The sequence below is a fragment of the Clostridium beijerinckii genome (genome assembly GCF_008705175.1).
Classification (GTDB): Bacteria; Bacillota; Clostridia; order Clostridiales; family Clostridiaceae; genus Clostridium; species Clostridium beijerinckii.
The window spans coordinates 3,060,604-3,086,564 of sequence record NZ_CP043998.1 but is presented as its reverse complement, the minus strand read 5'-3'; the positions used below and the strand labels follow the sequence as shown (position 1 = coordinate 3,086,564).

The window sequence follows — 25,961 nt, the reverse complement described above, 5'->3', positions numbered from 1 at the left end:
GTAAGGTATGAATGAAGATTTAATTGGTTTAAATAGATGGCGATTAGTACTTGGAACGTTTGCAGAGGATAGAATAGGCTTTTCGGAAGATAGCAGCAATTACTCAGAGCTTAGTGATTTGCTAGAGTTCTTATATGATAGGGATTATGATGAAGAAAGAGGAATAAGAGTAGATGACCCAAGAGGAGGAAGAGGAAGCTCTAAGTTTACAGTGCCTTCTTGGATAACAAAGGTTAGAAGCTTATTTCCTAAAGAAACAGTGGAAATATTAGAAAAGCATGCTCTAGAAAAATATAACATGAAGGAGCTTTTAACAGATAAAAAAGTGCTAGAGGCCATGGAGCCTAATGCAGAACTTTTAAAAAATATATTGCAGATGAAACATTTAATGAAGGGCGAAGTTTTAGATACTGCAAGAAAAATAGTTAAAAAGGTAGTCGATGAAATAACTAAAAGTCTAGAAAATGAAGTAAAGCTTACTATTATGGGAAAAGTGGACAGGAACAAAAGAAGTGCTGTGAAGTCTGCTAGAAACATAGATTTTAAAAGAACTATAAGAGCTAATTTAAAAAATTATGATAAAGAAGAAGAGAGAATAATTGTAGATAAAGTTTATTTTTATGGCAGAGTAAGAAAATATAATCCTTGGAACATAGTTGTTGCTGTAGATGAAAGTGGCAGTATGCTCTCTTCTGTCATTCACAGTGCTATAATGGCAGGCATATTTTCAAAGCTCCCTATGTTAAAAACCAGCCTTTTTATTTTTGATACAGAAATAGTGGACTTAACTTCTTATGTGGATGATGCAGTTCAAACATTTATGAGTGTTCAGCTGGGAGGAGGGACTAATATAGGAAAGGCTTTAAGTTATGCAGAAAAATTAGTAGAAAGTCCTTTAAGAACTATGGTGGTAATGGTGACCGATCTTTATGACGGTTATAATTACAACATAATGTATGCAAGGGCTAAGGCAATAATTGAAACTGGAGCTAAGCTTATAATTCTTACAGCTTTGGATGATAAGGCGAATGGCTTCTATGATAAGAAGGCTGCAGCTAAAATGACTGCACTTGGAGCAGATGTTGCAGCAATGACGCCAGGAGGGTTAGCGAAATGGATAGCAAAGATAATTTCTTAAGTAAGTTAAAATCGTATATTCTTTCTATTAATGATGAGTATCTTATTGGAGTTACTAATAAAGGTATATTTAATAGAGCTTCAAAGGATTTAAGCTCTGGTGCTGGTGTTAAAATTACAGTGGAAGAAGCATCTATAAAATGTGAACTGCCAGATGGAAATTCATGCAGCGTAAATGAAGATATCCAAGCCTTTAAGTGCAGCTGTCCATCAAGGAGTATTTGTAAGCATGCTGTAATGAGTTATTTATATATAAAAAATCATATAGAAGAAATCTTTGGAGAGTCCTCTTCTTTAAATGGGGATTCTAGTGAAGAAATGGAAATATCAAAACAACATGAAGAATTTAGTCCAGATTATTCAGAACTTTTAAATATAAACTTAAAGAGTATAAAAACTGCTTTGGGTGACAGAGAATTTGGAAATATTGTTAAGAGAATGGAGTTTGGATTAAGAGCAGATATAAAAGAAGATGCCCTTCTTCAGGTGGAATTTGCAGGAGAAGAAACTATAAAGTTTATTTCTGTGAATGGCGAAAAAAAGAAAGATATATCCATAAAGGATAGCAGTATAGTTAATAATGCTTTGTGCAGCTGCAAGAGTAAAGCGCTTTGTAGACATAAGGCAGAGGCAGTAATTCACTATGGTCTTTACAAAGGTACGTTAAAGAAAGAAGAAGTTATTTATTTAATTGCTAAGGATAAAATTGTAAGTAAGGAAACTTTAGAAAGCTGTATAAAAGAAGTTAGAAAAACTCTAGAGGAAATATATTTTACAGGTCTTGCAAGAATTCCTGAAAGCTTTTTAGATAAGTTGGAACAAGTATCAATTATTTGTCATAATAGCGATATTCCAAGTATTGAGAAGAAGATAAAAGCACTTCAAGGAAAACTTAGATTATATATTAATAAAAATGCTTCTTTTTCTGTAGAAAGTTTTAGGTATTTGTTACAAAGTATTTATATATTAACTATGGCTATGGAAAATTACAGCGACGAAAAAACTTTAGGAGAATTAATGGGAGAGCATAAAAGTTCTTATTATGAAATTCCTCCTATAGAACTTGCAGCAGTAGGAGCTAGCAAGTGGATAACAGAGTCAGGCTATGAAGGAACTACATTTTATTTTACAGTAGAAGGCTTTAACAAATGGTTTACTTACACTATATCTAGAAATTCATCCTACAACAATAAAAACAGCTATAGCAGAGAAATCTGTCCTTGGGGGGTTGCTTCTGATATAGAAAGCTTCTCTAAAGCTAGAGTAAAGCTTATTAATGGAAAAATAAATGGAGATTTTAGGTTATCTTCTAGTGAAAATAGCAAAGGGGAAATTATAGGTACCACAGATATTCAAAGTATTTATCTTAAGGACAAGACCTTTAATTCTTGGAAGGATTTATTTTCAGCAGTTTCTAATAACTCAGGATTATATTTTAATGAAAGAGAAGAAAATTATGATTTATTTTTTATAAAGCCATTGAAGTTTGGAGAAAGCAGCTTTGATAAAATACAGCAGCTCTTCAAAATGCCATTATATGACGAAAAAGAAGAATGTGTAACCATTAAGGTTAAGTATTCTAGTAATAATAAAAGTCTTATAGAAAAGCTGGAGAGAATGGAAAGAATGAAAAACTATCCGTTTATGCTCTTGACTAAAGTATACCTTAACGAAACTGGATTTACTGCAGTCCCTATAACAGCTTATTATAAAAATGGTACATTAGTGAATTTGACTATGTAGATAGTAATTGAGTTAGCTTGCCTTGTCTTCTTATCTTACAGAAAAGATAGGTAATATAGCTATCAATATGTATACGGTAGTTTATTTAATTCAATTACATAAAGGATGTGATTTTATGGAAAATAATCAAGACTTGAAAATTATGGTTGATGACATAGAAATGCTTTTGGATGGAATTTTATTAAGTGGAGTAAGTGTAACTTTAGACGGCACTTTAAGAGAAGTTAATAGACTCGCAGTAAGTTGTGATAAGTTTGGATTAAAGGAAGGAGCATCAATGCTTTTTAAGCTGGAGGAAGCTCTAAAAATGAAAAGACACTCTTTGAATTTTGATCTGGATGAAGTGGTGAAAATTCTTGCGGTGTTTGGAAGTTATGTTAGCTTGATTAAGGATAAGATGAAAAAGCTTTAAGTTTATAAACCACCGAAATCATAAATATTTTGATTCCGAAAAACTATGAAAATATCGCTGAAGGTTCTAAGCAGCAGGTTGTATCCACTTTAGCATGCTCCAACTTTCAGTTTGACAAGCTAAAATGGAACAACCTACAGCTAAAAACCTTTAACAGCTTCATTTTCAAATGTTTTCTCCACAAATATATTTATGGTTTCTAGTGAAAATATGAACTTAAAGTCTTAGAAAACTTGTAAATTTGTTTATCTATATAGTTAATACTCTGAAATATATCTAAACTAGAAATAAGAATTATGCTTTTGTGAAATGTTTCATTAGAAACCGGAACAACATCATAATCATTGTTTCGGTGATCTATATGCATAGATTCAGGTCTAAATTAAGTATCCATATAGAATATTTTATATCTTAAATTTTTCATCAAATTTCTTATAGCGTATATAAATGTGATATACTAAGGCAATTATTAAAAGTAAGAATGCAAGTTTCATTTCAGTTCCATGATAGAAGTAATCCACAAGAGCTCTTATGATAAAGAAAATTGACCATATGAAAATTGTTTTTCCAAAGTAGTTACAGATCTTTACTTCGTCATAGTTTTTTCTTTCTTCTGGAGATGCAAGGTTATATCCTGAAATAAAATAACAACATTTCCCATTGGATTTTATAAATAATACACTCATAATTACAAATGCAGCTGCAATTAATAAATCAATTGAAATATATGTCATTGCGTCACCTCCCTATAGTACAATAGTTATACACAACATAATTATAAATATTCAAGTATTTTCATAGATAAATATATAATGTTTATCTAAATTTAGAGTCATTTAATTATAGATAAGGATATTTAAGCATATTCTTATTTTTTATAGATTTAGAAATTTTTCATATCTAATTTGATCTCTATTATCAATAAATACTCTGTCTACCATCTTAAAACCATTGCTTTCGTAAAAGTTTCTCAGCCTATCTCTAAATGTACCACAATTCAACCTTAACCATTTTACATTATGCTCTTTGCAAATTAATTCAGCAGATTGTATCAGTTTGTGTCCATATCCCTTTTTCACACTTTCTCTACAAACAGCTAACTTGTGCATTATTCCAGATTCATTCTTCTGTAAGTTTGCCCAAAATAGAGGATCATACCATTGCAAAATATATACTCCGATTAAGTTTCCTTTCTCGTAGCATAATTTCATATCCTCAATACTATATTTCTTTAGCAATTCCTCACTTGTTATATCTTCATACTTCCACATTGGCTGATTAATAGAATTAAGCCATGTGGCAGAGTCATTTAAAACCTTTGAAAAAATATCGATACTTTTGTGGGTTGCATTTACTACTTCCAAATATATTCCTCTTTTCTATATAGTTTTTAATTTACTTCATTATATAAATTTTGAAAAATCATATTATCCATTAGATTATAGCTTGATATAATAATTATTATATCATTACCAAATGAGACAAGCTTATAAAAATAGATTATTAAAAACTACAAAATTGCCACAATCGAAATGAAATATATTGAGCTTTACTGGTGGTTACTTGGAATATATAATTAGGTTATAAAGTAAAACAAGTAATTTGATGGAGGAGATAAATGGATTTTAGGAATTTAAATATTAAAATATTTGCAGATGGGGCAAATTTAAATGAAATGTTGGAGGTTTATAAGGGAGGTATTGTTAAAGGCTTTACTACAAATCCCTCGCTTATGAAAAAGGCAGGAATTGATGATTATAAGAAATTTGCCAAAAATGTTTTAGAAGAAATTAAAGATTTACCAGTATCTTTCGAAGTTTTCTCAGATGATTTCGAGACTATGGAAAGGGAATCAGACGTTTTATCTGAACTAGGTGAAAACGTTTATGTAAAGATACCTATCATGAACACTAAGGGAGAATCTTCAATTCCGCTAATTAAAAAGTTATCGGAAAAAGGATACCATCTTAATGTTACTGCAATTTTCACTTTGGATCAGGTAAAAGATGTGGTAACTTCATTAAATCCAGAAGTTAAGAGTATTGTGTCTGTATTTGCAGGAAGAATAGCAGATGCTGGAACTAATCCAATGAAGCTTATGATGACTAGCAGCAAGCTATGTAAAGCCAATAAAGGTGTAGAGCTTTTATGGGCGAGCTGTAGGGAATTATACAATATTGTTGAAGCAGATGAATGTGGTTGTGAAATAATTACTGTAACTAATGATATATTAAAGAAACTCCCTACTATGGGAAAAGATTTATACGAATATTCTTTGGAAACTGTACGAAGTTTTTATAAGGATGCATCAAGTTTAGGATTTTCTATTTTGTAGCATTAAGGAAGGTGGCAAGGCTATGATTGAAAAGTTATTTAATAAAGAAACAATTGAATTAAATGTTGAAGTAAATGATTGGATAGATGCTATAAGATTTTGTGGAAGTCTATTTGTTAAGAATGGAAATACTGAAGCAAAATATACTGATGCAATGATAAATACAGTAAAAAATATGGGACAATACATTGTTATTGAAAAGGGAATAGCTATGCCGCATGCAAGACCAGAAGATGGAGTCAAGAAAATTGGCATGGGGCTTATAAAACTTAAGAAGCCTATAGAATTCGGTAATGAAGAATATGATCCTGTTGATATATTGATTTTTATATGTGCAATAGATAAGACTTCGCATTTAAAAGCCTTGGCCGAACTTATGACACTTATTGAGGATAATGAATTTTTAAGCATTGTAAGAAATTCATCTTCAAAAGAAGATGTTCTTAGTTATATTAATTCAAAAAGCTTTTAAATTAGCCTAAAGAACTTTTAGTAATATTATAAAGGAGATAGAAAAATGGAAATATTAACGGTTTGTGGCAATGGGATTGGAAGCAGTTTAATGTTAGCTATGAAGATTGAGGAAATATGCAGGGAAAACAATATAAAGGCTAATGTTGAATCAACTGATTTTAATTCAGCACAAGGGAAGAAGGCAGATTTGATAATTACTGTCAAGGAACTTGCACAGCAGTTTGATAATAGAGATGTTGCGGTAGTGAGAAGTTATATAAATAAAAAGAAGATAACAGAAGATGTTTTGGAAGTTATTAAAAAGAAGTATATGGAATTAAATAAATAGGGGGTAAGTATATGTCAGTTCTTGAGTTTTTTAGAGACGTATTGAAACAGCCGGCTTTATTAATGGGAATTATGTCATTCGTTGGACTTATTGCACTTAAGAAACCTGGTCATAAAATTATGACGGGAACTTTAAAACCTATACTTGGTTACTTGATGCTTGGCGCTGGAGCAGATTTTATTACCTCTAACCTAGATCCTCTTGGAAAAATGATACAAGAGGGATTTCATATAAATGGAGTTGTTCCAAATAATGAAGCTATTGTTTCTGTTGCACAAAAAGTATTAGGTGTAGAGACAATGACAATTTTAATTGTAGGACTTTTAATTAATTTATTGATAGCAAGATTTACAAAATTTAAATACGTCTTTTTAACAGGTCATCATAGTTTTTTCATGGCTTGCCTTTTATCAGCTGTTCTTGGGACAACAGGTATGAGCGGAACAGAATTAATATTATTTGGTGGATTCTTACTTGGAACATGGAGTTCAATATCTCCTGCGATAGGACAAAGATTTACTAGAAAAGTAACTGATGGTGATGATATCGCACTAGGTCACTTTGGTAGTTTAGCGTACTATATTTCAGCATGGGTAGGATCTAAGGTAGGAAAACCAGAAGAAAGTACTGAGAAAATTGAAATACCAGAGAAATGGGGATTTTTAAGAGATACAACCATTTCTACTGCATTAACAATGATGATATTTTATTTAATTGCAGCAATAGCGGCAGGTCCAACTTTTGTAGCAACTATTTCAGATGGTACTTCACCTATATTATTTGCTCTTATGGCAGGATTAAAATTTGCAGTTGGAGTAACAATTGTTTACAGTGGTGTTAGAATGATTCTTGGTGATCTTATTCCAGCATTCCAAGGTATTGCAACTAGAATTATCCCTGATGCTGTTCCAGCTGTTGACTGTGCAGTGTTCTTTACTTATGCACCTACAGCTGTTGTTATAGGATTTGTATCTTCTTTCATTGGTGGTGTTATTGGCATGATTCTTTTAGGATTTGCCGGAGGAGTATTGATAATTCCAGGACTAGTACCTCACTTTTTCTGTGGAGCAACTGCTGGAATATTTGGTAATGCAACTGGTGGTCGTAAAGGCGCTATAGTAGGTTCATTTGTAAACGGGCTTTTGATTACTTTTGCACCAGCATTACTTTTACCTGTACTTGGTTCATTAGGATTCCAAAACACAACTTTTGGTGATTTTGATTTTGGAGTTTTAGGTATTATACTTGGTAAAGCATCAGAATTAGTAGGAAAATTTGGTATTATAGCTATTGTTGTTATATTACTAGTAGTTTTAATTGTTCCTAATTTCATAAAAACTAAATCAAAAGCAATTAATAATCTAGATTGATACTTCTAATAAATTAAAGGAATTTATCTTGATGACATAATATCCCTTCTCTTCAATATAAATAATATAGTGAGTTGAAAGTAAATTAAGCTTTCAACTCATTTGCTTAAGTTAATGAATATTTATGGCATTATCAAAAGAATAGCAAGTCAATGTTATATCTAAGGTTGTTATTTTCTTTCATATGCCTTAAAAAGTGAGTGATATTATTAAAAGCAGGTGTATAATATGCTAAATAGCAGGTGTTCAGATATACTAAAAATCATAGCAAACAGCAGTGTACCTATAACTATAAAGGATATTGCTCTTAAGTTTAAAATAAGTTCTAGAAGTATAAGATATGATTTAGATAGAATAGATGAATATTTAAAAGAAATAAATTTAAACCCATTAGTTAGGAAACCTAATGAGGGAATATCAATAGATTTAAGGCAAGATGAGAATAAGAGACTTTTAAACTTAATGGAATCCATAAACAGCTATGATTATGTTATGTCTCAAAAGGAAAGAATAATTTATATAATCTATAAGTTATTAGAAAAAAATAGCTATCTAACAATAAACAGCCTGGCTGAAAATATGTTCGTCAGCAGGGGAACTATTAATAATGACCTTAAAGAAGTAAGAAAATTACTTGAAGGTAATAATATAAAGCTTCAAAGTGAAAAATCCAAAGGAATAAAAGCTATTGGAGATGAGAAAGATCTTAGAAAAGTTGTTTCGAATCTTATGCTTGAAAATGTAGCTGACTCAGATTTGATTGGTGTTAATTTTAAAAAGTTATTTAAGGATATGGATATAGAATTTATTGGTAATGTAATAAAGACTGCAGAAGATCAATTAGAAAGTACATTATCTGATTATTCATTTAACAATTTATTAATTCATATTGCAATTGCCATAAAGAGGATTGAACTTGCTAAAGATATTGTAATGGATGATAATGAGCTTAAAAATTTAAGTAAAACTTGTGAATTTTCTATAGCTTCTGCAATGGCAAGAATGCTGGAGAATAGATATGATATAAAAATACCTAAAAGTGAAATTGGGTATATGACAATACATCTTCTTGGAAGTAACGTAATGTTAAAAGAAGAAAAAAATGATGATCTAGTATATATACAGCTTATTTCCGCTACATTGATAAGTGAAGTTGGAAAAAGGACAAAGTATAATTTTGAAGCGGATGAGCATCTTTTAGAAGGATTAATTCAGCATATAAGGCCAATGGTTTATAGATTAAAACATGGAGTCAGTATAAATAATCCTCTTCTTGATGAAATTATATATAAATATAAGGAAGTTTTTACTTTAGTAGAAGAAAGCCTGATATTTTTGAAAAAGGATTTAAATGCAGAAATAAGCAAAGAAGAAATTGGCTATATAACTTTGCACTTTATGGCATCTTTAGAGAGGATAAAGAATTTAAACAAGATAAAGCCTAGAGTTTTAGTTGTATGTGCTACTGGAGCCGGGACATCAAAATTTGTATCAATAAAGCTTAAATCCATATTTGACATAAACATAATAGATACAGTTTCAAGCCACGATATTGAAAGGATAGCAAAAAGAGAACCTATAGATTTAATTATAACAACAATCCCAATTAGTATAATAGGTACAAGATGTATTTTAGTAAGTCCATTTTTGACAGAAAAAAATATAAGTGAGTTAAGCCTATTCTTTTCAAAATATCCGCAAGCACTTGATGATATTGAAAATAAGAAAGAGTTTGAAAGTGAAAAAAGTTTTTCTAAATGTTTTAATGAAGATGATGAATATTATAATATGAATTTGGAATCCAAAAGAAGTGTCATAAAAAATATACTAAATATAGTTGATAAGAACTGCATAATAAATAACTACTCAAATTTAGAAAAAGAAATAGTGACATGCTTAAGTTCATACAAAGAAATAATCCAGCCTTCATTAAATGAAATAATAAATGATAAATGTATTAAACTAAATGAAGAAGCAGAAAACTGGAAAGATGCAATAGTAAAAGGTGGACAAATCCTTAAAAGAAACAGTTGCATAAATGACTCTTATATTGATGCTATGATAAATAATGTTGAAAAATTGGGCTCGTATATAGTTATTTTACCAGGAATAGCAATGCCTCATGCAAGGCCAGAAGATGGAGTATATAAAATTGGCTTTAGTATTATGACATTAAAATATCCAATTAAATTTGGAAACCTTGAAAATGATCCGGTAAAGGTAATAATAACTATGTCAGTAATAGATAATAAAAGTCACATGAAGGCTTTGAAGGAATTAATGAAAATAATAGAACAAGATGATTTTATAGATGAAATGAATAGAACTAATTCTGTAGAAGAGGTTCTGAGAATATTTAATTTATCTAGATAAAAAGATAAATGACGATGAAAAGTTCTATATTGATGACAAAAGCAAGTAAGCGTGATTCTTTAAAGCTCAACAGTATAATTGAATAAAACTATTTTTAATATGTAAGCATTGTGCTAAATTCATATATTTAGTGCAGTGCTTTTTCTTCTTTAGGAACTACCTATTAAGGCAAAGATTTCAGAAAGTATAATAAAAATAGCTTTATCTTGTAGTAAATTATAATTTTGTTAAGTCCGTCGCTGACATACACTATTTGAAGTTATAACTTATATAATATGATTTTCAATTGGTTTGAAAAGAATCAAAAGTATAAAGATGGAAAAAAGTATTCATATTCGTATTATATGGTATAATAACTACAATAAAAGCGTAACATTAATGATAGATGTTAAGGCTTAAACAAATTATATCTATACTGTTTACAATTTTAATACGCATGTTGGAATCAAGTTTCTACATTCCAGGCTTAAGTAAGCATTTAGTTCAGATTTATTATTTCAATATAGATAACATATAAAGAGTTTATGATTGAAATAATAAACTATAAAGGAATGAAATATTTCTAGTGTTTGTACACGCAGTGAACAGTAGATATAAAATTATGAATATAAACTAATTTTTATAAATGGAGGGAATAGTATGGAATTTAAAATTAATACAATTAAAGCTAATGAAGCTGACTTGGTTATGCTTCCGGTTTATAGTGAAAATAAAGATTTGCAAGATGAAAAGCTTACAGTGATATATAAGCATTTTAAAGAAAGCAATAAATTTAAAGGTAATGCTGGAGAAATATGTGTGGCTACCAATGTAGTTGAAAGTGGAGTTCAAGACATAATATTTATTGGACTTGGAAGCAAGGATGAGTTGACAACAGAAATTATAAGAGGTTCTTTTGGAAAGGCAATAAAAAAGGCAATTGAATTAAAAGCTAAAAAAATAGCATTAAATATGACATCTAATAAGAAGTTATCAGTTGAAGATATTACGAAGTCTATGGTTGAAGGAATTGGTTTTGGAGAATATAGATTTGACAAATACAAGACTGAAGCTAATGAAAATTCGGAAATTGAAGTAAGTATCTGTACTGATGAAAATGGAAAGCCAAACTCAATAGATGAATATATAGATGAAGCTTTGATACTTGTTGAAACAACTAAATTTGCAAGGGATTTAGTTAATGAACCAGCTAATGTACTATATCCAGAAACTCTTGCAGAAAAGGTTATTGGCTCTGGAAACAAATATGGATTTGAAGTTGAAGTATTCGATGAAAAGAAAATTAATGAACTTGGAATGGAATCTTTCCTATCAGTAGCTAAAGGATCAGAACTTCCTCCTAGACTTATTGTAATGAGATATTTTGGAGATGAAAGCAAAAAGGACGACATATTAGGTCTAGTTGGAAAGGGAGTCACTTATGATTCAGGTGGATATTCTATCAAGCCAACTAGCAGCATGGATTCAATGAAATCAGACATGGGTGGAGCTGCATCAGTTATTGGAGCAATAAGTGCTATAGCAAAGAAAAAGCTAAAGATAAATGTTGTAGGAGTAATTGCTGCATGTGAAAATTTAATATCTGGCAAAGCATATAAACCAGGAGATATAATTGGTTCTATGGCTGGTAAATACATTGAAGTTTTAAATACAGATGCAGAAGGAAGACTTACTCTTATAGATGCGGTACATTATATAATTGAAAAGGAAAAAGTTAATAAGGTTATAGATTTAGCTACATTAACAGGAGCTGCCTTAGTTGCACTTGGAGTTACTACAACAGCTGTAGTATCTAATAACGATGAGTTTTATAAAGAGTTAGAAAGCGCATCACTTAAAGCTGATGAAAAAGTTTGGAGATTACCTGACTTTGATGATTATAAAAAACTTATTAAGTCCGATATAGCAGATTTAAAAAATACTGGAGGCAGGCATGCAGGTACTATTACTGCTGGATTATTTATAGGCGAATTTGTACAAAATAAGCCTTGGTTACATTTAGATATTGCAGGTACAGCATGGACTGAAAAGGAAAGTAGCTATTGTTCTAAAGGTGGTACAGGAGTTGGTGTAAGGACTCTTTACTATTTAGCAAAGAATAGGTATTAAGATCAGTAAAAGCGCTCTAACAGTTTTTATTGAATTTCTTCTAGAAAATAGAACTTATTAGCTTCTAAAAAGCTAGTAAGTTTTTTATTCTTTAGGTATTTATATTCCAGTAAGATCTGTGGGCAACTTAAAAAAGGTTACTTGGATAGTTTTGGCATTTTAAAAAGAAATCTTATTCGCCTGTATAAAATGTTCTTATATGCAGCGGAGCTGCTATTTCTGATGTGAGTATTTTTCTCACATGCATTCAAAAAGGCAGATGCGTGAAAAAAATCTACACATATGAAAAGAGTGCGAAGCACAATACGGAACTTAAATGAAAAGAGTGCGAAGCACAATACGGAACTTAACCACAGTCGCCTGTGATTTTTTTATATTTATAGGGCAAACTAGAAATGTGATACATACCTAAAATACTAATTTATAAAAAAATGTTATTGTTGAGCAATTTTATCATGTATAATAGTAATAACATATAAGTTAAAATAGACCAGAGGAGGGGATATGAAGTGGATTTACTAATGACGATATTATTGTTGATGGGATGTTTATTGATTTCAAATATTATTAGTCACTATGTTCCATCTATACCTACAGCTTTGACACAAATTGTTTTGGGTGTAATTATTGCATTTGCATTTAAACATACTTCTTTTGAATTAGAAGAAGAATGGTTTTTTCTCTTATTCGTAGCGCCGATTTTATATAATGATGGGAAATACTTTCCAAGAGAAGAGTTATGGAAAATGAGGCGTTCAATATTCGGAAATTCTTTAATATTAGTTTTATTAACAACTATAGGTGGAGGATATTTCATTCATTGGATGATACCAGGAATTCCTCTTGCAGCTGCCTTTGCATTAGCAGCTATTTTATCACCAACTGATCCAGTGGCTGTAAATGGTATAGCAAAGAGAATTCATATACCTGAAAAAGTACTAAATCTTGTTAAAGGAGAGTCTTTGATAAATGATGCATCAGGTATAGTAGCCTTTAATTATGCTATAGCTGCTGTAGTAACAGGCTATTTCTCATTAAAAGATGCAATTTTAAATTTTTCATATTTATTTTTAGCAGGGGCAGTCTTAGGTGTGATTTTTGCCTTGATCTTGACATTAATAAGATTTAATTTGCGTAAAGAGGGAATAAATGATGTTGTCTTTCACTCCCTTCTGCAGATATTAGCTCCATTTGTAATATTTATAATCACTGAGGAATTTTTACACGCATCAGGAGTAATTGCTGTGGTGGTTGCAGGTATTGTTCATTCACTTATCAGCAGAAGATTTGAAACTAGCATAGCGGAAGAGCAGGTACTTACAGAAAATATATGGTCCATTATTTTATTTGTATTAAATGGAATTGTATTCTTATTATTAGGATTAAATATTCCCTTATCAATGAGTGAAACAATAGCTGATCCCAATATAGGAAATTTAAAGGCCATTGGATATGTTATTGCAATTGGATTTGTTATTTTGGCAATTCGTTTTATTTGGTCTTATATTTCAGCTTTCTATGAATATCGCCTAAGCAAAAGTAAAAATATAGAAGTGCCTAATGTAAAAATAGCGCTATTAACTAGTTTAACAGGTGTTAGAGGTACGGTTACAATGGCTGGAGTTCTATCAATGCCTTTTTTCTTGGATAACGGAGATACATTTCCAGAACGCTCACTGATACTTTTTTTAACTGCTGGCGTAATATTATTCACATTAATATGCGCAACAATATTTCTACCGTTTTTATGTAAAGGTGAATTAGAAGAAGACAAACAGATTGGGGATAAAAACCTAATTGAAGCCAAAAATAAACTTTTACTTGCTGGTATTAAAGCTGTTGAGTCAGAAATAAATGATGAAAATGAATCAGTAGCTTATGAATTAATTCATGAATATAAACGTATATCTCAAAATCTTAGATTTGAGCAAACCTCAAGCGCAGTCGAGAAAAATTTTAATCATCAAGAAATGGTTGAAATACAATTAATAGCATTAAAGGCAGAACGAAAATATATTAATGAATTAATGGGTAAAAGTGAGATTGATGAACAAGTATTTAAAGCACTTGATAAATCTTTAGATTATAGAGAAGAAGTCTTTCTAAGAAATCCTAGTCAAGATACTATGTTTCTTGTAAGAAAATTAACGAGAGCAACGAAGATTTTTTACAAAAAGTTCAAAAAGAGGAAAGAAATCAAGCTAAATAATTTGAAATTAGTAAAAGATATTCAATTAAAATCCTTTCAAGCTGCAATTGAAGCCTTAGAGGAATATCTAAGAAGTCATGAAGGATCAAACGCTGCACAAGACGTAATTCTATATTACAGAACCATGATTAATAGATTTAAAGGAAACGTAGTTAAATATAATGAGGAAAGCATAAAACAAAAGGAAGAACTAAGAATTAAAGCCATGGATATAGAGCGTTCAGCAGTTCGTAATATGTATGAATCGGGAGAAATTACTAGAGAAGAATCAAATGAATTAAGAAGGTATATAAATTATATTGAAAGTGTGATTTTGTATAAGCATGCAGAATAATTCATATAGATAAAGCAGTTTTTTATGATATGCAATTGCATTATACGTTTTAATGTTAAAGAGAACAGTGAAACGGAGAATAGAGCAGTAGCTTGATTAGCTACTGCTTTATTTCAGTATTTTATTTAGAAATTTGTATTTCACTTCCTAGATTATATCTATCTATTTGTTCTATATTATCTCTAGAAATTATATCTAATGCCTTATCTTTTTCTACATTATTAAACTCTACGATATATCCAAGAGCAACATTTGGATCTTTATAGAAACTCATATTTTTATCGCTATCATAATTAGAGTAATAAACTTGACCTTCTGTAAAATGATAATACATGCTCATGCTACTTGCCATTAATAAACTTGCCTTTTCTGAACTTCCCTTACAATATACTTTTACAGTATTATCATTTCTTTCAATATTATATATTTCCCCTTTACTTCCATCAGAGAAATCGAAAGATTTTGAATAGGTTACATTATTAGTTGTTTCTTTATTTGTATCTTCTTCTTTATTACCATTTTCATGTGTTTTTCTAAATTCGTCCCAAGTTATATTACAAGTTAAAGGTATTAGGCTTATATCTTTTTGGTCTTTAAGAATATCATAAGTAGCTGTCTTTGATTCATATCTTCCTTTTATTACTTTATCATCTGAAGAGCTTCCAGAGGATCTTAACTTATACATTTTATCTCCAACCTTTAAGATCATTGAAGAATCCATATACCTATCATCATGGTCTTTTTGAGGTTCACTATAAGTAACTGTTGTTCCTAAAACATCAGATTCTAATTTATCTAAAGTCCTGTCAGACCCAGAAATTTTTGTTGATAAATCTTTTTCGATTATATTATTAAATAATCCTGAAAAATCTGCGTTTGCATCCATTCCTATGTTAACTTTATAATTTGGAAATACTACATCTAGCCTTAAATCACCGCTTTTAGGAAATTCTTCATCATGAGTATCTTGATCTATAGTAATTAATAGAGTTTTATCATCTATAAAATCAGTTGACATGCTTTCGCCGCCTCGTTGAGTTTCACCATAAAGTAATTGAATTATCGAATTATCATTTTTAGTTTTATCAAAAGGTTGTATGCTTTCTACTTTAATTACTGCATTTAATTTATGCTTTGTTACCGTTGCCTTTACTAATGTTACTTTTAATCCATTTTGAATAACGCTCTTATTTATATCAACTGAATAATCTTTATAAGTAGCAGCAGCCGAAGTTGTACTACTTGTGTAAGAAGAAATTGCTTGTACATTATCAGCTGCTAAAGCTGGCATTTCTAATGCACTCATGGTTAACATAAATCCCATAATTCCAAAAACTGGTCCTAATAATTTACTAACTTTTTTGTTTATCATTGATAATTTTCCCCCTAACTAAATACTTAATAAGTAATAAGTGATAAGTGATAAGTGAGAGTCCAAATTTTACATTTGGTTTCTCGAACTTAGCTGACAACCGCAGGATGTCAGCCTCCTTTGAAGTTGATATTTGGTTTTTAGAACTTAGTTAAGTTGCTTAGCGACTTAACCTCCTTTACTATATTCGGTTACTCGTATTTAGCTAACAACCGTAGTGCGTTAGCCTCCTTTGAAGTTGACATTTAGGTTTTCAAACTTAGCTAACAACCTCAGAGATTCAGTCTCCTTTGAAATTGATTTTGCTTGCTACAACTTAGTTAAGTCGAGTAAGTGACTTAATTTCATTTATCACATTTGGTTCTTTGAACTTAGCCAAGAATAGTATGGTATTAGCTTTATTTGTAGTTCCTTTGGTATATGAAACTTAGATAATAATATTTAAATTCGACTAAGTTTGTCTTTTTTATCATACAATTAATTATATCCCTATAATGGAAAACAATCAATTAATTTACATAATATTCATTTTACTATTATACAAAATTAATATATTCAACCATTAATTAAGAAATTGATTAGCATTTACACTTATTTTATTTGTGATTGATGGATTAAGTTAAATAATAGTAATATTTTTATATGATAAATCAAAGCGTTTAAAAGCAAGTCACAAATAAATGTTTTTTTGAACGAACATTTTTTAAAATAAAACTTTTTTACAATTTAAAAAGAAAAAAAGTTAAGAAGTTAGAAACAAAAGAAGTTAACAATGTAACAATTTTTATTAGATATAGGGTTAAGATGCATTAAAAGATTTTCTAAAAGACAATTATTATGAATTATGAAAATAGTAAAGATAGCTGAAAAATTATTTCTGCTAATTTGAATAATTTTTATGTAATATTGGTTACAATTTTACATTTTTTTGCGATTTTAAAAACGTGAAATATAAAATATATATGAATTAATTGTAAATTATGAAATTAATTAGAATAAATATTCCGATAATAGAAACTTAGTGATATAATGGTTGGGTAAATTATGTAAAAAAGTGAATCGATATACATAAATTACTAAAGTTTTCTTTTGAGGAGGCAATATACGTTGCAAGATATAGATGAACAAGAAGCCGATTATATTATAGAATCAAAAAAGAAGTGTAGAAAATTAGGATTAGATCCCAACAAACCTAGAGTGTCTCCTAATGCTATATCAGAATTAGAATTAGCTAAAAAGAAAGATATATATAAAGAAGTTTTAGATGTTGTTAAATTTTTTGGCAATAAAATGATTAAATCTTTAGAAGGTACTCCTATATTAGTTACTATTACTGATGAGAACGGGTATTTATTAGAAATTCTTGGGGACGAAGCTATAGGAGAAACAATGTTTGAATTTGGAGTTAAGCCAGGTATTCAATTTCGCGAGGAGGATATGGGAACAAATGTTGTTAGTTTGACTCTTAAACAAAATCATCCAATACAGATAATAGGAAAGGATCATTATCATAATTCTTTACAGAAGAGCGCATGTTATGGAGTACCATTTCACTATTCAGATGATGATAATTTACTTGGAACTATATGTATAATGACGGCTGTTATACTTCATAATCCATTTTTTCTAATGACATTAACTACTGTAGTTGATGCCATAGAACGAGAACTATTGCTTAGAAAACAAAATCGTAAGCTTAATAAGCAAAAAGAACTATTATATGAATCGGAAAAAAAGCAAAGGGAGCTTTTAGAAAAAGACCTTGTGATGAAAGATGAATTTATAACCCTTATTACTCATGAATTTAAAACACCAATAAATGTAATTTATTCAGCTATTCAATTGATTGAACAGGTATATATTAATCAGATTCCTCAATCAGTCAAAAACTTAATAGGAAGCATAAAGCGAAATGCTTTCAGGCAGTTGAGGCTTGTAAATAACTTGTTAGATATTACCAAGTTAAAAGCAGATCAATTTAAATTAAACCAAAAGAACATAGATATTGTATTTATAACACAATTGATTGCAGAATCTATAAAAATATATGCAGATCAAAAAAAGATTATGTTTGGATTTAAAACTAATACATATAGCATAAATACTTCAATAGATGATGAAAAATATGAACGCATAATTTTGAATCTTTTATCAAATGCAATAAAATTCACACCAGAAGGTGGAAGGATAACTGTTGAGATTACAGAAAATATGAAGAATAAAACAGTATCAATTGCTGTGATTGATACTGGGGTAGGGATTCCAGAAGATAAACGTGAAGTGATTTTTGAACGATTTGGACAAGTTGATAATAATCTTTCAAGACAGGCAGAAGGTAGTGGGATTGGTTTAGCATTAGTAAAGATGTTGGTAGAAATATTAGAAGGAAGCATTGAGGTAGAAAGTGAATTAGGAATTGGCAGTAAATTCACAATAACGCTACCTATTAAAGAAGTTACATTTGAGGAGAAAAATAGAGCATTTATATCTTCAGATAATGGATTAGTAAATGCCATTAATGTTGAATTTTCTGATATTTATTTTTAAAGGGATATTTATAAAAGTAATATATGAAAAAATTTTATAGACTGAGCTATTTAAGTATTGAGTTATTTATTTAATGTATCTATATAGATTTTGATAGGTATCGAGAAGGGAATGACAGAGTTATTATGGACTATAAGAAGTTATTTACACCATTTAAAATTGGAAACATGGAGGTTAAAAATAGAATAGTTTTTTCGCCTATAGGAATTAATGCATCCAATAGTGATGGTACTATTTCAAATGATGAAATTGATTATTATGAGGAACGTGCAAGAGGCGGAGCTGGACTTATAATTATGGGCGCTCAGTTTATCTCACATGATATAGCACAAGGGCCTCTTTCAGGTATATTAGAGCATACGTATGTAATACCAAAACTTACTACTCTTTGTGAAACTGTGCAAAGATACGGGGCAAGAATAGCTGCCCAATTATGTTGTGGTACAGGACGTAATGCACTTCCAAACGAATATGGAGAGCCACCGATGTCAGCATCACCTATACCAGCAGCATATAATAGAAAAGTTAATTGTAGGCCTATGAGTCATTACGATATAAAAGAAATTATTAAAAAATTTGCATATTCTGCCAAAAATGTTAAAAATGCAGGTTTTGATGCGATTGAGATACATGGACATGCTGGAGATTTAATAGATCAATTTATGTCTCCAATATGGAATAAACGTGAGGATGAGTATGGTGGAACAGATGAAAAACGCGCTCGATTTCCTATGGAAATTGTTCGTTCAATAAGAAATGCTGTTGGACCAGATATGCCAATATTATTTCGTATGTCACTTGATCATCGTTTTGAAGGTGGGCGTACTATAGAAGACAGCATGCATCTTATTAAACTACTAGAAGAGGTAGGAGTTGATGCCATAGATATAGATGCAGGATCGTCTGAAGCAATTGAATATGTTTTTCCACCTTCATATTTGGGAGATGCATGTATGGAATATTTATGTGAGCCTACACGCAAAGCTGTTAATCTTCCAATACTTAATTCGGGAAATCATACGCCCGAAACAGCAGTTAGGTTAATAGAATCTGGAAATGCTGATCTTGTCATGTTTGGACGTCCTCTAATAGCAGATCCAGAACTACCAAATAAGCTTATGTGTGGTAATCGTGAAGATATAAGACCATGCATTCGCTGTAATGAGGGATGTATAGGACGTATTGCAGCTAGATTTACTAAGTTAAGTTGTTCTGTAAATCCGCAAGCTTGTAATGAAAAGCGTTTTAATATTAAGCATACTAAAATTCCACAAAATGTCGTAGTTATAGGAGCGGGGCCAGCAGGGTTAGAGGCAGCACGTGTTGCTGCAATTGAGGGACATAAGGTTACTCTATTTGAAAAAGAAAAAGTAATTGGGGGCCAGATTGCAGCAGTTTCGACACCTGCTTTTAAGAATAAGTTATGCAGATTAATAGATTGGTATGGTGTTCAGCTTAAGAAATTGAATGTTAAAATTCAACTAGACACAGAAGTTACTGCTGCTGATGAGATATTAGCAAAGTGCGATAAAATCATCGTAGGAACAGGCGCAGTTCCAGCTAATCCTCAAATTCCTGGTATCGACGGTTTAAATATTATTAATTTAATTGAGGTACATAAAAATAAAGAATTATTAAAAGGTGAAAATATTGTTATATGTGGGGGCGGCTTATCAGGCTGTGATAGTGCTTTGGAACTAGCTACTGAATATGGTAAGAAAGTTACGATTATTGAAATGTCAGATTCAGTTGCAAAGGATGCTTTGTTTGCTAATGCAGCATCATTAATACCTATGCTTTATAAATCTGGAGTGAAAATTCATACAAATAGCAAAGTTACATCAATTGATAGTAACGGTGTTTATATAGAAACACATGATGGTTCATCTGAATTTATAAAAGCTGATAGTATGATTAATGCCTTGGGCATGGTAATGAACAATAAACTGGCAGAGGCAATAAAAGCAAAATATTATACAAAAACTAGGTTTATAGGCGATTGTGAAAAAGTTGGGAACGTTGGTACAGCTGTGCGTATGGGATTCTATGCAGCAATTAGTTTGGAATAAGGTAAAACTTGATTCAGGAAGCATATAAGTGTTAGTGTAGCTGGGCATCAGATAAGATGATTAATATTCTAAAATTACTTTTTAGAATATTAATATTAATTATAAAAGGAGAGATACATATGAGAAACATAGCATCTATTTTAGTATCCAATTTTAGGAAATGGGGGATTAATAATGTTTTTGGAGTACCAGGAAGACCTCTTGCTTCTTTGATTATGGAATTGGATAGACAAGATATTAATTTTATTTTAAGTAAACATGAAAGTGGCGCTGGTTATGCAGCAGCAGGTTACTCATTAATTAACAAGAAATTGGGTGTTGCTCTTGTAACTTCTGGACCTGGAGGCACAAACGCATTAACTGCTGCAGGACAGGCTAAAGCTTACCATGTACCAGTACTATTTATTACTGGGCAGCAATCTATGCATAATATTGGGAAAGCTATAGGACAAGATTCAACAATTTTTGGTACAGATTTAGTTAGGATGTTTGAATCAGTTACTAAATTTAGTGCTAGAGTCGAAAGAGCTGATCAGTTTCAAATATTATTAAAACATGCATTAGAAAAAGCTTATTCAGGTGTCAAAGGGCCAGTTCATTTATCAATACCTCTTGACATACTTGATGAAGAAATAGATGAATTTGAACTTGATTTACCTAACAATATGGATAAACTAATATCCTCGAGATTAGATGAATTTGTTAGTAAACTAAATAATGCTAGAAAACCTGTTATATTGGCAGGCAAAGGAGTACATTCAAGTCTAGCTTACGAAGAAATTAAAAACATAGCTGAAATTTGGGACATACCAGTTATGACGACTCCAGGAGGAAAAGGAACATTTTCTGAGAACCATCCTTTATCACTTGGCGCATTAGGCTTAGGCGGTACAGATAAATCAAGTGAATATATTAAGAAAGATACAGACTTAATGATAGTCATAGGAAGTAAACTATCTGATATGTCTTTAGTAGGAATATCACCAGACAATTATCCTAAAGAAGTAGTTCATTTAGATTATGATAATACATTCATAGAAAAAGCATTACCAGTTAAAACTCTACCTATTATTGGCGATATCAAAGCTAATCTACAGCTAGTATTAGATAAAGCTAAAGATAAGAGAAGAAAAGAATATACTTTATTAGAAAAGATTTATGAATTTAAAAATAATATTAAAGAAAACAATAAGTATCTTTCATCTGCTCATGCTATGGAAATAATAAGAAAAGTATTACCAGATGATGCTGTCGTTTTTGGCGATGATGGTAGTCATTCTTTTTATGCAATAAGATATTTTAATATCAGAAAACCAGGTACATTCTTTTTTGATGACGTATTTGGAGCTATGGGACATGCCATAGGTTACTCAATTGGAGCACAACTAGCAAACTATAATTCTAGAATTGTTTGCATAACTGGTGATGGATGTACCTTTATGCAGGGAGCTGAAATTTCAACAGCAGCAAATTATAATATTCCAGTTACCTTTATAGTAATAAATAATGGAAGATTAGATATGCCAGAAAAAGCTATGATAAAGTTTTTTGGAAAGACAGTAGGGACCAATTATAATGTACCATTAGATGGTAAAAAATTTGGTGAATCACTTGGTGTAAAATCATATAGATGCTGCAATGAACTTGAATTAAAAGAAGCATTAGAAATTTCAAATTTACATAAGGAAGCAATTCTAATAGAAGTTATGGTTGATCCAAATGAAATACCACCAACTATGAAAAGGGGATAGTAAAATGAATAAAGATTATGAAAACGGAATTAATATGTTAAAACAAATGACAGATGAAAATGGTGAACAGATGATAAATTCTGTAGGAGAGATATTTCCAGACTTTTTGGATAAAATGATTTCTTTTGGATTTGGTCAAATATATGCAAGACCAAATTTGGATTTAAAAACAAGAGAAATTGTAACAATAACTGCCCTTATAACACAAGGCGCATTTGAACAATTAGATTTTCATATAAAAGGTGCTCTTAAAGCTGGATTAAAACAAGAAGAGATCTTAGAAATTATTTTGCAATGTGCAGCATATGTAGGATTCCCTAAAGCTTGTAGCGCATTAGGAATTGCAGGAAAAATTTTCGCTGGAAAGCTCTAAATTGAGGATTGCCTTCCATAGCTTCATGTTTCTACTTTTAGTGTGACAAGTACTAAATTAAATAAGCTCTAGCAGAAAATTTACTCGCGTTTGTTCGCTGATTAAGTTATTATCACACAATCAAAAATTGGAGTTATATACTTGGGAGCGTTTAAATACAACATATTTTTGCGTACTTCTAAGCCATTAATATAAGTACCAAGTTAAACAACTGCTTACTAATAAATTTAAGTGGTCAAATTTCAAATGATTATTTCTTGAAATTAAAAAATGCATATGATATCTGATTAGGATAAACAAAAAGTGTAATAGAAAATTAGTTGAGCTGAGGATTTCTAGTATTTAGAAAGTCTCAGCTTTATTTATTTTATATAAGTTTTTAGGTTTAAGTTGCTTTTATTTTACAAGAAATAGAAAAAGTAAATGAATTTTTAAAGATAGAATATAATTTATTGTGTAATAAGTTATAAATAAATGTAAAGTTGAAGGATTTTGGTATTTGATGTAGAAATTATAGTAATATAAAAGAATATTTAAAAATGGGGTTGAGTTTTTATGGAAATGAAATATTTATTTGAGACTATAATCAAAAATATCAAGCAGTCCTTACTAATTACCGATTCTAATGGAAAGTTAGAATTCTTTAATGCTTCAACTGAAAAAATGTGGAATTATTCTGAGGAAGAGCTTAAAAATATGAATATTAATAATTTATTTTATTTTGAAAGTAGTTATGCAGAAGATAATAAGATACGTCAAATAAGCGATCTATTTCTATTTGAAAATTGGAATGGTGAAATTTATGCTAAAAATAAAGAAAATTCTGTATTTTGTCTAAAGGTATCTATATGCCAAATTTTTGAGGAAAATTCAAATGTTAAGAAATATCTTATTATTTCTGAAAATATTGAAGAAAAGGTAAACCTCCTAAGTCAATTGAAACTTAAAGATGAAGAATTGCAAAGGAGCATTAAAAATTTAGAAAATGCTCAATTTATGATGATTGAAGAAGATAAATTGGCAAACTTAGGTCATCTATCTGCTGGAATAGCTCATGAAATTAATAATCCTTTAGGCTTTATCATAAGTAATTTTGGAACTTTAAAAAAATATGTTGAAAAGCTTAATGAGATAATATTGCTATATAAAAGTTTACTGGCTAATTCAAAAGAAGGAATGTGCTTGGTTAAAGATGAAGTGGCAAATGTTGAGAATCTAGAAAGAAAATATAATTTAGATTTTATAATGGATGACATTGATGAGTTATTAAAGGATACAGAAGGTGGAATTGAAAGAGTTCAGAAGATAATAGCCGCAATGAGAAATTTTGCTCATTCATCTGTAGAAAAGAATTTTGAACAATATGATTTAAACTATGGAATAACAAATACTCTGGTTATAGCTAAAAATGAAATTAAATATAACTCTAATATTGAAATTGAACTAGATGAAATACCACAAGTGGAAGCAATTCCTAGTGAAATAAACCAAGTTATATTAAATCTTATTATTAATTCTTCTCACGCTATAAAGGAAAAACAAGAGAAGGCAGATTTAGACTATTTTGGATTATTAAAAATTCATACTTTTAGTGATGATTTATTTGTAAGTTGTGTTATAGAAGATAATGGGACAGGTATACCTAAAGAAAACTTAGATAAAATATTTGAACCTTTTTTTACAACAAAACCTATAGGTAAAGGTACTGGACTTGGTTTAAGTATTGCATATGATATTATAAAAAATACTCATAAGGGAGATTTGATTGTTGACAGTGTTTTAGGAGAAGGTACAAAGATTACTATAAAACTTCCTACTAGACATGAAGAACAGGAAGAGGTGACCCAAAATGAGTAAGTCTATTTTATTTGTAGATGATGAAAAAGCTATTTTAAATTCAATCAGAAGAGAATTTTTTGACAGTCCTTATGACGTATATATTGCAAACGGTGGAAGAGAAGCTTTAGATATTCTTGAAAAAAACCATATTGATCTAATAGTAAGTGATATGAGAATGCCCGAAATGGATGGGTATGAATTATTAAAAAGGGTTAAATTAGTATACCCTGAGGTAACAAGATTAATATTAAGTGGCTTTACAGATGAAAAAACGGTTTTTAAATCTATCTATAATAATTTGGCAAAGCTATTTATAACTAAGCCTTGGAAAAAGGATGATTTTAGAAGGGCTATTGATGAGGTTTTTAAAACTGAGGAATTATTACATAATAATATATCCTTAAATCATATAAAAGAAATGGGCAAGCTTCCGACAATTCCGTCTGTACTACAAGAAATAAACGATGTTGTTGAACATGATGATCACAATATAGATAGGATAGTAAGATTAATTGAGGCTGATATAACTTTAAGTTCTGAAGTCCTAAGAATTATAAATTCAGCCTTTTATGGGATAAAGACAGCTTCAATAAAGACAGCAGTATTAAGCCTTGGGCTGGTAAATTTAAAGGCAATCATGGCTACAGCAGAAGTCTTTAAATCAGAAAATGATTTTTATAATAAAAATGAAATATGGGAGCATTCAAACTTAACTAATAAAATACTAATAGAGCTATATAACAAAGCTTTAGGTAAAAAGATCCCTGATTATTACGGTACAGCAGGTCTTCTTCATGATATAGGAAAAGTAGCTTTCTTTAAGATATATGATAAGGAGTATGATGAGCTTTACAAATTAGCATCTTATAAATCATTAAGTGAAATAAATAGTTTAGAGAAGGAAAAATTTAAAATTGATCATGAAGAATTAGGAGGATATCTATTACAATGGTGGGATATACCTTATGCAGTAGTAGAAAGTGCATTATATCATCATGATCCTATGTCAAGTAGTGAGGTAAATAGAGAGCTGGTATCAATGATTCACATAGCAGATTATTATTCTTGGAAAATAATAAAACCAAGTTATGCACCAAAGCTTTATCTAGAGATTTTGCAAAATTACGGAATAAATGAACAAAGATGCGAACAGATAGTAAAAAACTTATTGGAAAGGAAGAGTTAA

General features: G+C 30.2%; 19 protein-coding genes. 16 read left to right on the top strand and 3 right to left on the bottom strand.

Translation table 11 applies throughout. The features are described from left to right. Positions 1-7: 7 nt before the first annotated feature. The 3 genes from F3K33_RS13865 to F3K33_RS13855 all read left to right on the top strand — a co-directional run bounded on the left by F3K33_RS13865 (position 8) and on the right by F3K33_RS13855 (position 3,292). Positions 8-1,138: a VWA domain-containing protein gene (locus tag F3K33_RS13865; protein ID WP_039768577.1), complete on the top strand. Its 1,131-nt coding sequence runs from the start codon at positions 8-10 to the stop codon at positions 1,136-1,138. Continuing rightward, on the top strand, positions 1,114-2,880 hold the full coding sequence (locus F3K33_RS13860; protein ID WP_039768576.1) for an SWIM zinc finger family protein: 1,767 nt from the start codon (positions 1,114-1,116) through the stop codon (positions 2,878-2,880). Before F3K33_RS13865 ends, F3K33_RS13860 begins: the two co-directional genes overlap by 25 nt. 115 nt (positions 2,881-2,995) lie before the next feature. Then, complete coding sequence (locus F3K33_RS13855) at positions 2,996-3,292, top strand: hypothetical protein (RefSeq protein WP_023975435.1); 297 nt, start codon at positions 2,996-2,998, stop codon at positions 3,290-3,292. 404 nt (positions 3,293-3,696) lie between these two features. On the opposite strand, the gene F3K33_RS13850 is transcribed toward F3K33_RS13855, so the two are convergent. Continuing rightward, on the bottom strand, positions 3,697-4,026 hold the full coding sequence (locus F3K33_RS13850; RefSeq protein ID WP_023975434.1) for a DUF3784 domain-containing protein: 330 nt from the start codon (positions 4,024-4,026) through the stop codon (positions 3,697-3,699). 141 nt (positions 4,027-4,167) lie between these two features. Beyond that, positions 4,168-4,656 (bottom strand): GNAT family N-acetyltransferase, encoded by a 489-nt coding sequence (locus F3K33_RS13845; protein WP_023975433.1) that lies wholly within the window; start codon positions 4,654-4,656, stop codon positions 4,168-4,170. Positions 4,657-4,910: 254 nt separating this feature from the next. Here F3K33_RS13845 and F3K33_RS13840 point away from each other — a divergent pair, with 254 nt between their 5' ends. From F3K33_RS13840 to F3K33_RS13810, 7 genes are all read left to right on the top strand, one after another. Continuing rightward, positions 4,911-5,627, top strand: a complete 717-nt coding sequence (locus tag F3K33_RS13840) for a transaldolase (RefSeq protein ID WP_039768573.1) — start codon at positions 4,911-4,913, stop codon at positions 5,625-5,627. A 22-nt stretch (positions 5,628-5,649) separates the two neighbouring features. Then, entirely contained in the window at positions 5,650-6,099 is a 450-nt protein-coding gene (locus F3K33_RS13835) for a PTS sugar transporter subunit IIA (RefSeq protein WP_039768570.1), read from the top strand. Between the two features lie 45 nt (positions 6,100-6,144). Then, positions 6,145-6,429, top strand: coding sequence for a PTS sugar transporter subunit IIB (locus F3K33_RS13830; RefSeq protein WP_039768568.1), 285 nt, complete (start codon positions 6,145-6,147; stop codon positions 6,427-6,429). A gap of 11 nt (positions 6,430-6,440) precedes the next feature. Beyond that, positions 6,441-7,799, top strand: a complete 1,359-nt coding sequence (locus F3K33_RS13825; RefSeq protein ID WP_039768566.1) for a PTS ascorbate transporter subunit IIC — start codon at positions 6,441-6,443, stop codon at positions 7,797-7,799. A gap of 228 nt (positions 7,800-8,027) precedes the next feature. Beyond that, positions 8,028-10,172, top strand: coding sequence for a BglG family transcription antiterminator (locus F3K33_RS13820; protein WP_039768564.1), 2,145 nt, complete (start codon positions 8,028-8,030; stop codon positions 10,170-10,172). 639 nt (positions 10,173-10,811) lie between these two features. Continuing rightward, entirely contained in the window at positions 10,812-12,281 is a 1,470-nt protein-coding gene (locus tag F3K33_RS13815) for a leucyl aminopeptidase (RefSeq protein WP_023975427.1), read from the top strand. A gap of 509 nt (positions 12,282-12,790) precedes the next feature. Next, positions 12,791-14,824: a Na+/H+ antiporter gene (locus tag F3K33_RS13810; protein WP_023975426.1), complete on the top strand. Its 2,034-nt coding sequence runs from the start codon at positions 12,791-12,793 to the stop codon at positions 14,822-14,824. A 121-nt stretch (positions 14,825-14,945) separates the two neighbouring features. Here the strand turns inward: F3K33_RS13810 and F3K33_RS13805 are convergent, their stop codons facing one another. Continuing rightward, complete coding sequence (locus F3K33_RS13805) at positions 14,946-16,196, bottom strand: hypothetical protein (protein ID WP_039768562.1); 1,251 nt, start codon at positions 16,194-16,196, stop codon at positions 14,946-14,948. A 1,107-nt stretch (positions 16,197-17,303) separates the two neighbouring features. Here F3K33_RS13805 and F3K33_RS13800 point away from each other — a divergent pair. The 6 genes from F3K33_RS13800 (at position 17,304) to F3K33_RS13775 (ending at position 25,961) form a co-directional block, all read left to right on the top strand. Beyond that, positions 17,304-18,743, top strand: coding sequence for an ATP-binding protein (locus F3K33_RS13800; RefSeq protein ID WP_039768559.1), 1,440 nt, complete (start codon positions 17,304-17,306; stop codon positions 18,741-18,743). Positions 18,744-18,868: 125 nt separating this feature from the next. Then, positions 18,869-20,812, top strand: coding sequence for an NAD(P)/FAD-dependent oxidoreductase (locus F3K33_RS13795; protein ID WP_023975422.1), 1,944 nt, complete (start codon positions 18,869-18,871; stop codon positions 20,810-20,812). Positions 20,813-20,931: 119 nt separating this feature from the next. Next, positions 20,932-22,563 (top strand): thiamine pyrophosphate-binding protein, encoded by a 1,632-nt coding sequence (locus F3K33_RS13790; RefSeq protein WP_023975421.1) that lies wholly within the window; start codon positions 20,932-20,934, stop codon positions 22,561-22,563. Between the two features lie 4 nt (positions 22,564-22,567). Next, on the top strand, positions 22,568-22,936 hold the full coding sequence (locus F3K33_RS13785; protein WP_012058935.1) for a carboxymuconolactone decarboxylase family protein: 369 nt from the start codon (positions 22,568-22,570) through the stop codon (positions 22,934-22,936). Between the two features lie 555 nt (positions 22,937-23,491). Further along, positions 23,492-24,793 carry a PAS domain-containing sensor histidine kinase gene (locus F3K33_RS13780; protein WP_023975420.1) on the top strand — a complete coding sequence of 434 codons (1,302 nt, stop codon included), beginning with the start codon at positions 23,492-23,494 and terminating at the stop codon, positions 24,791-24,793. After that, complete coding sequence (locus F3K33_RS13775) at positions 24,786-25,961, top strand: HDOD domain-containing protein (RefSeq protein WP_039768554.1); 1,176 nt, start codon at positions 24,786-24,788, stop codon at positions 25,959-25,961. Before F3K33_RS13780 ends, F3K33_RS13775 begins: the two co-directional genes overlap by 8 nt.

Bases quoted from the DNA above. Each gene is read 5' to 3' on its own strand.
- F3K33_RS13865 (WP_039768577.1), top strand. From the start codon at position 8: ATGAATGAAGATTTAATTGGTTTAAATAGATGGCGATTAGTACTTGGA.
- F3K33_RS13860 (WP_039768576.1), top strand. From the start codon at position 1,114: ATGGATAGCAAAGATAATTTCTTAAGTAAGTTAAAATCGTATATTCTT.
- F3K33_RS13855 (WP_023975435.1), top strand. From the start codon at position 2,996: ATGGAAAATAATCAAGACTTGAAAATTATGGTTGATGACATAGAAATG.
- F3K33_RS13850 (WP_023975434.1), bottom strand. From the start codon at position 4,026: ATGACATATATTTCAATTGATTTATTAATTGCAGCTGCATTTGTAATT.
- F3K33_RS13840 (WP_039768573.1), top strand. From the start codon at position 4,911: ATGGATTTTAGGAATTTAAATATTAAAATATTTGCAGATGGGGCAAAT.
- F3K33_RS13835 (WP_039768570.1), top strand. From the start codon at position 5,650: ATGATTGAAAAGTTATTTAATAAAGAAACAATTGAATTAAATGTTGAA.
- F3K33_RS13830 (WP_039768568.1), top strand. From the start codon at position 6,145: ATGGAAATATTAACGGTTTGTGGCAATGGGATTGGAAGCAGTTTAATG.
- F3K33_RS13825 (WP_039768566.1), top strand. From the start codon at position 6,441: ATGTCAGTTCTTGAGTTTTTTAGAGACGTATTGAAACAGCCGGCTTTA.
- F3K33_RS13820 (WP_039768564.1), top strand. From the start codon at position 8,028: ATGCTAAATAGCAGGTGTTCAGATATACTAAAAATCATAGCAAACAGC.
- F3K33_RS13815 (WP_023975427.1), top strand. From the start codon at position 10,812: ATGGAATTTAAAATTAATACAATTAAAGCTAATGAAGCTGACTTGGTT.
- F3K33_RS13805 (WP_039768562.1), bottom strand. From the start codon at position 16,196: ATGATAAACAAAAAAGTTAGTAAATTATTAGGACCAGTTTTTGGAATT.
- F3K33_RS13795 (WP_023975422.1), top strand. From the start codon at position 18,869: ATGGACTATAAGAAGTTATTTACACCATTTAAAATTGGAAACATGGAG.
- F3K33_RS13790 (WP_023975421.1), top strand. From the start codon at position 20,932: ATGAGAAACATAGCATCTATTTTAGTATCCAATTTTAGGAAATGGGGG.
- F3K33_RS13785 (WP_012058935.1), top strand. From the start codon at position 22,568: ATGAATAAAGATTATGAAAACGGAATTAATATGTTAAAACAAATGACA.
- F3K33_RS13780 (WP_023975420.1), top strand. From the start codon at position 23,492: ATGGAAATGAAATATTTATTTGAGACTATAATCAAAAATATCAAGCAG.
- F3K33_RS13775 (WP_039768554.1), top strand. From the start codon at position 24,786: ATGAGTAAGTCTATTTTATTTGTAGATGATGAAAAAGCTATTTTAAAT.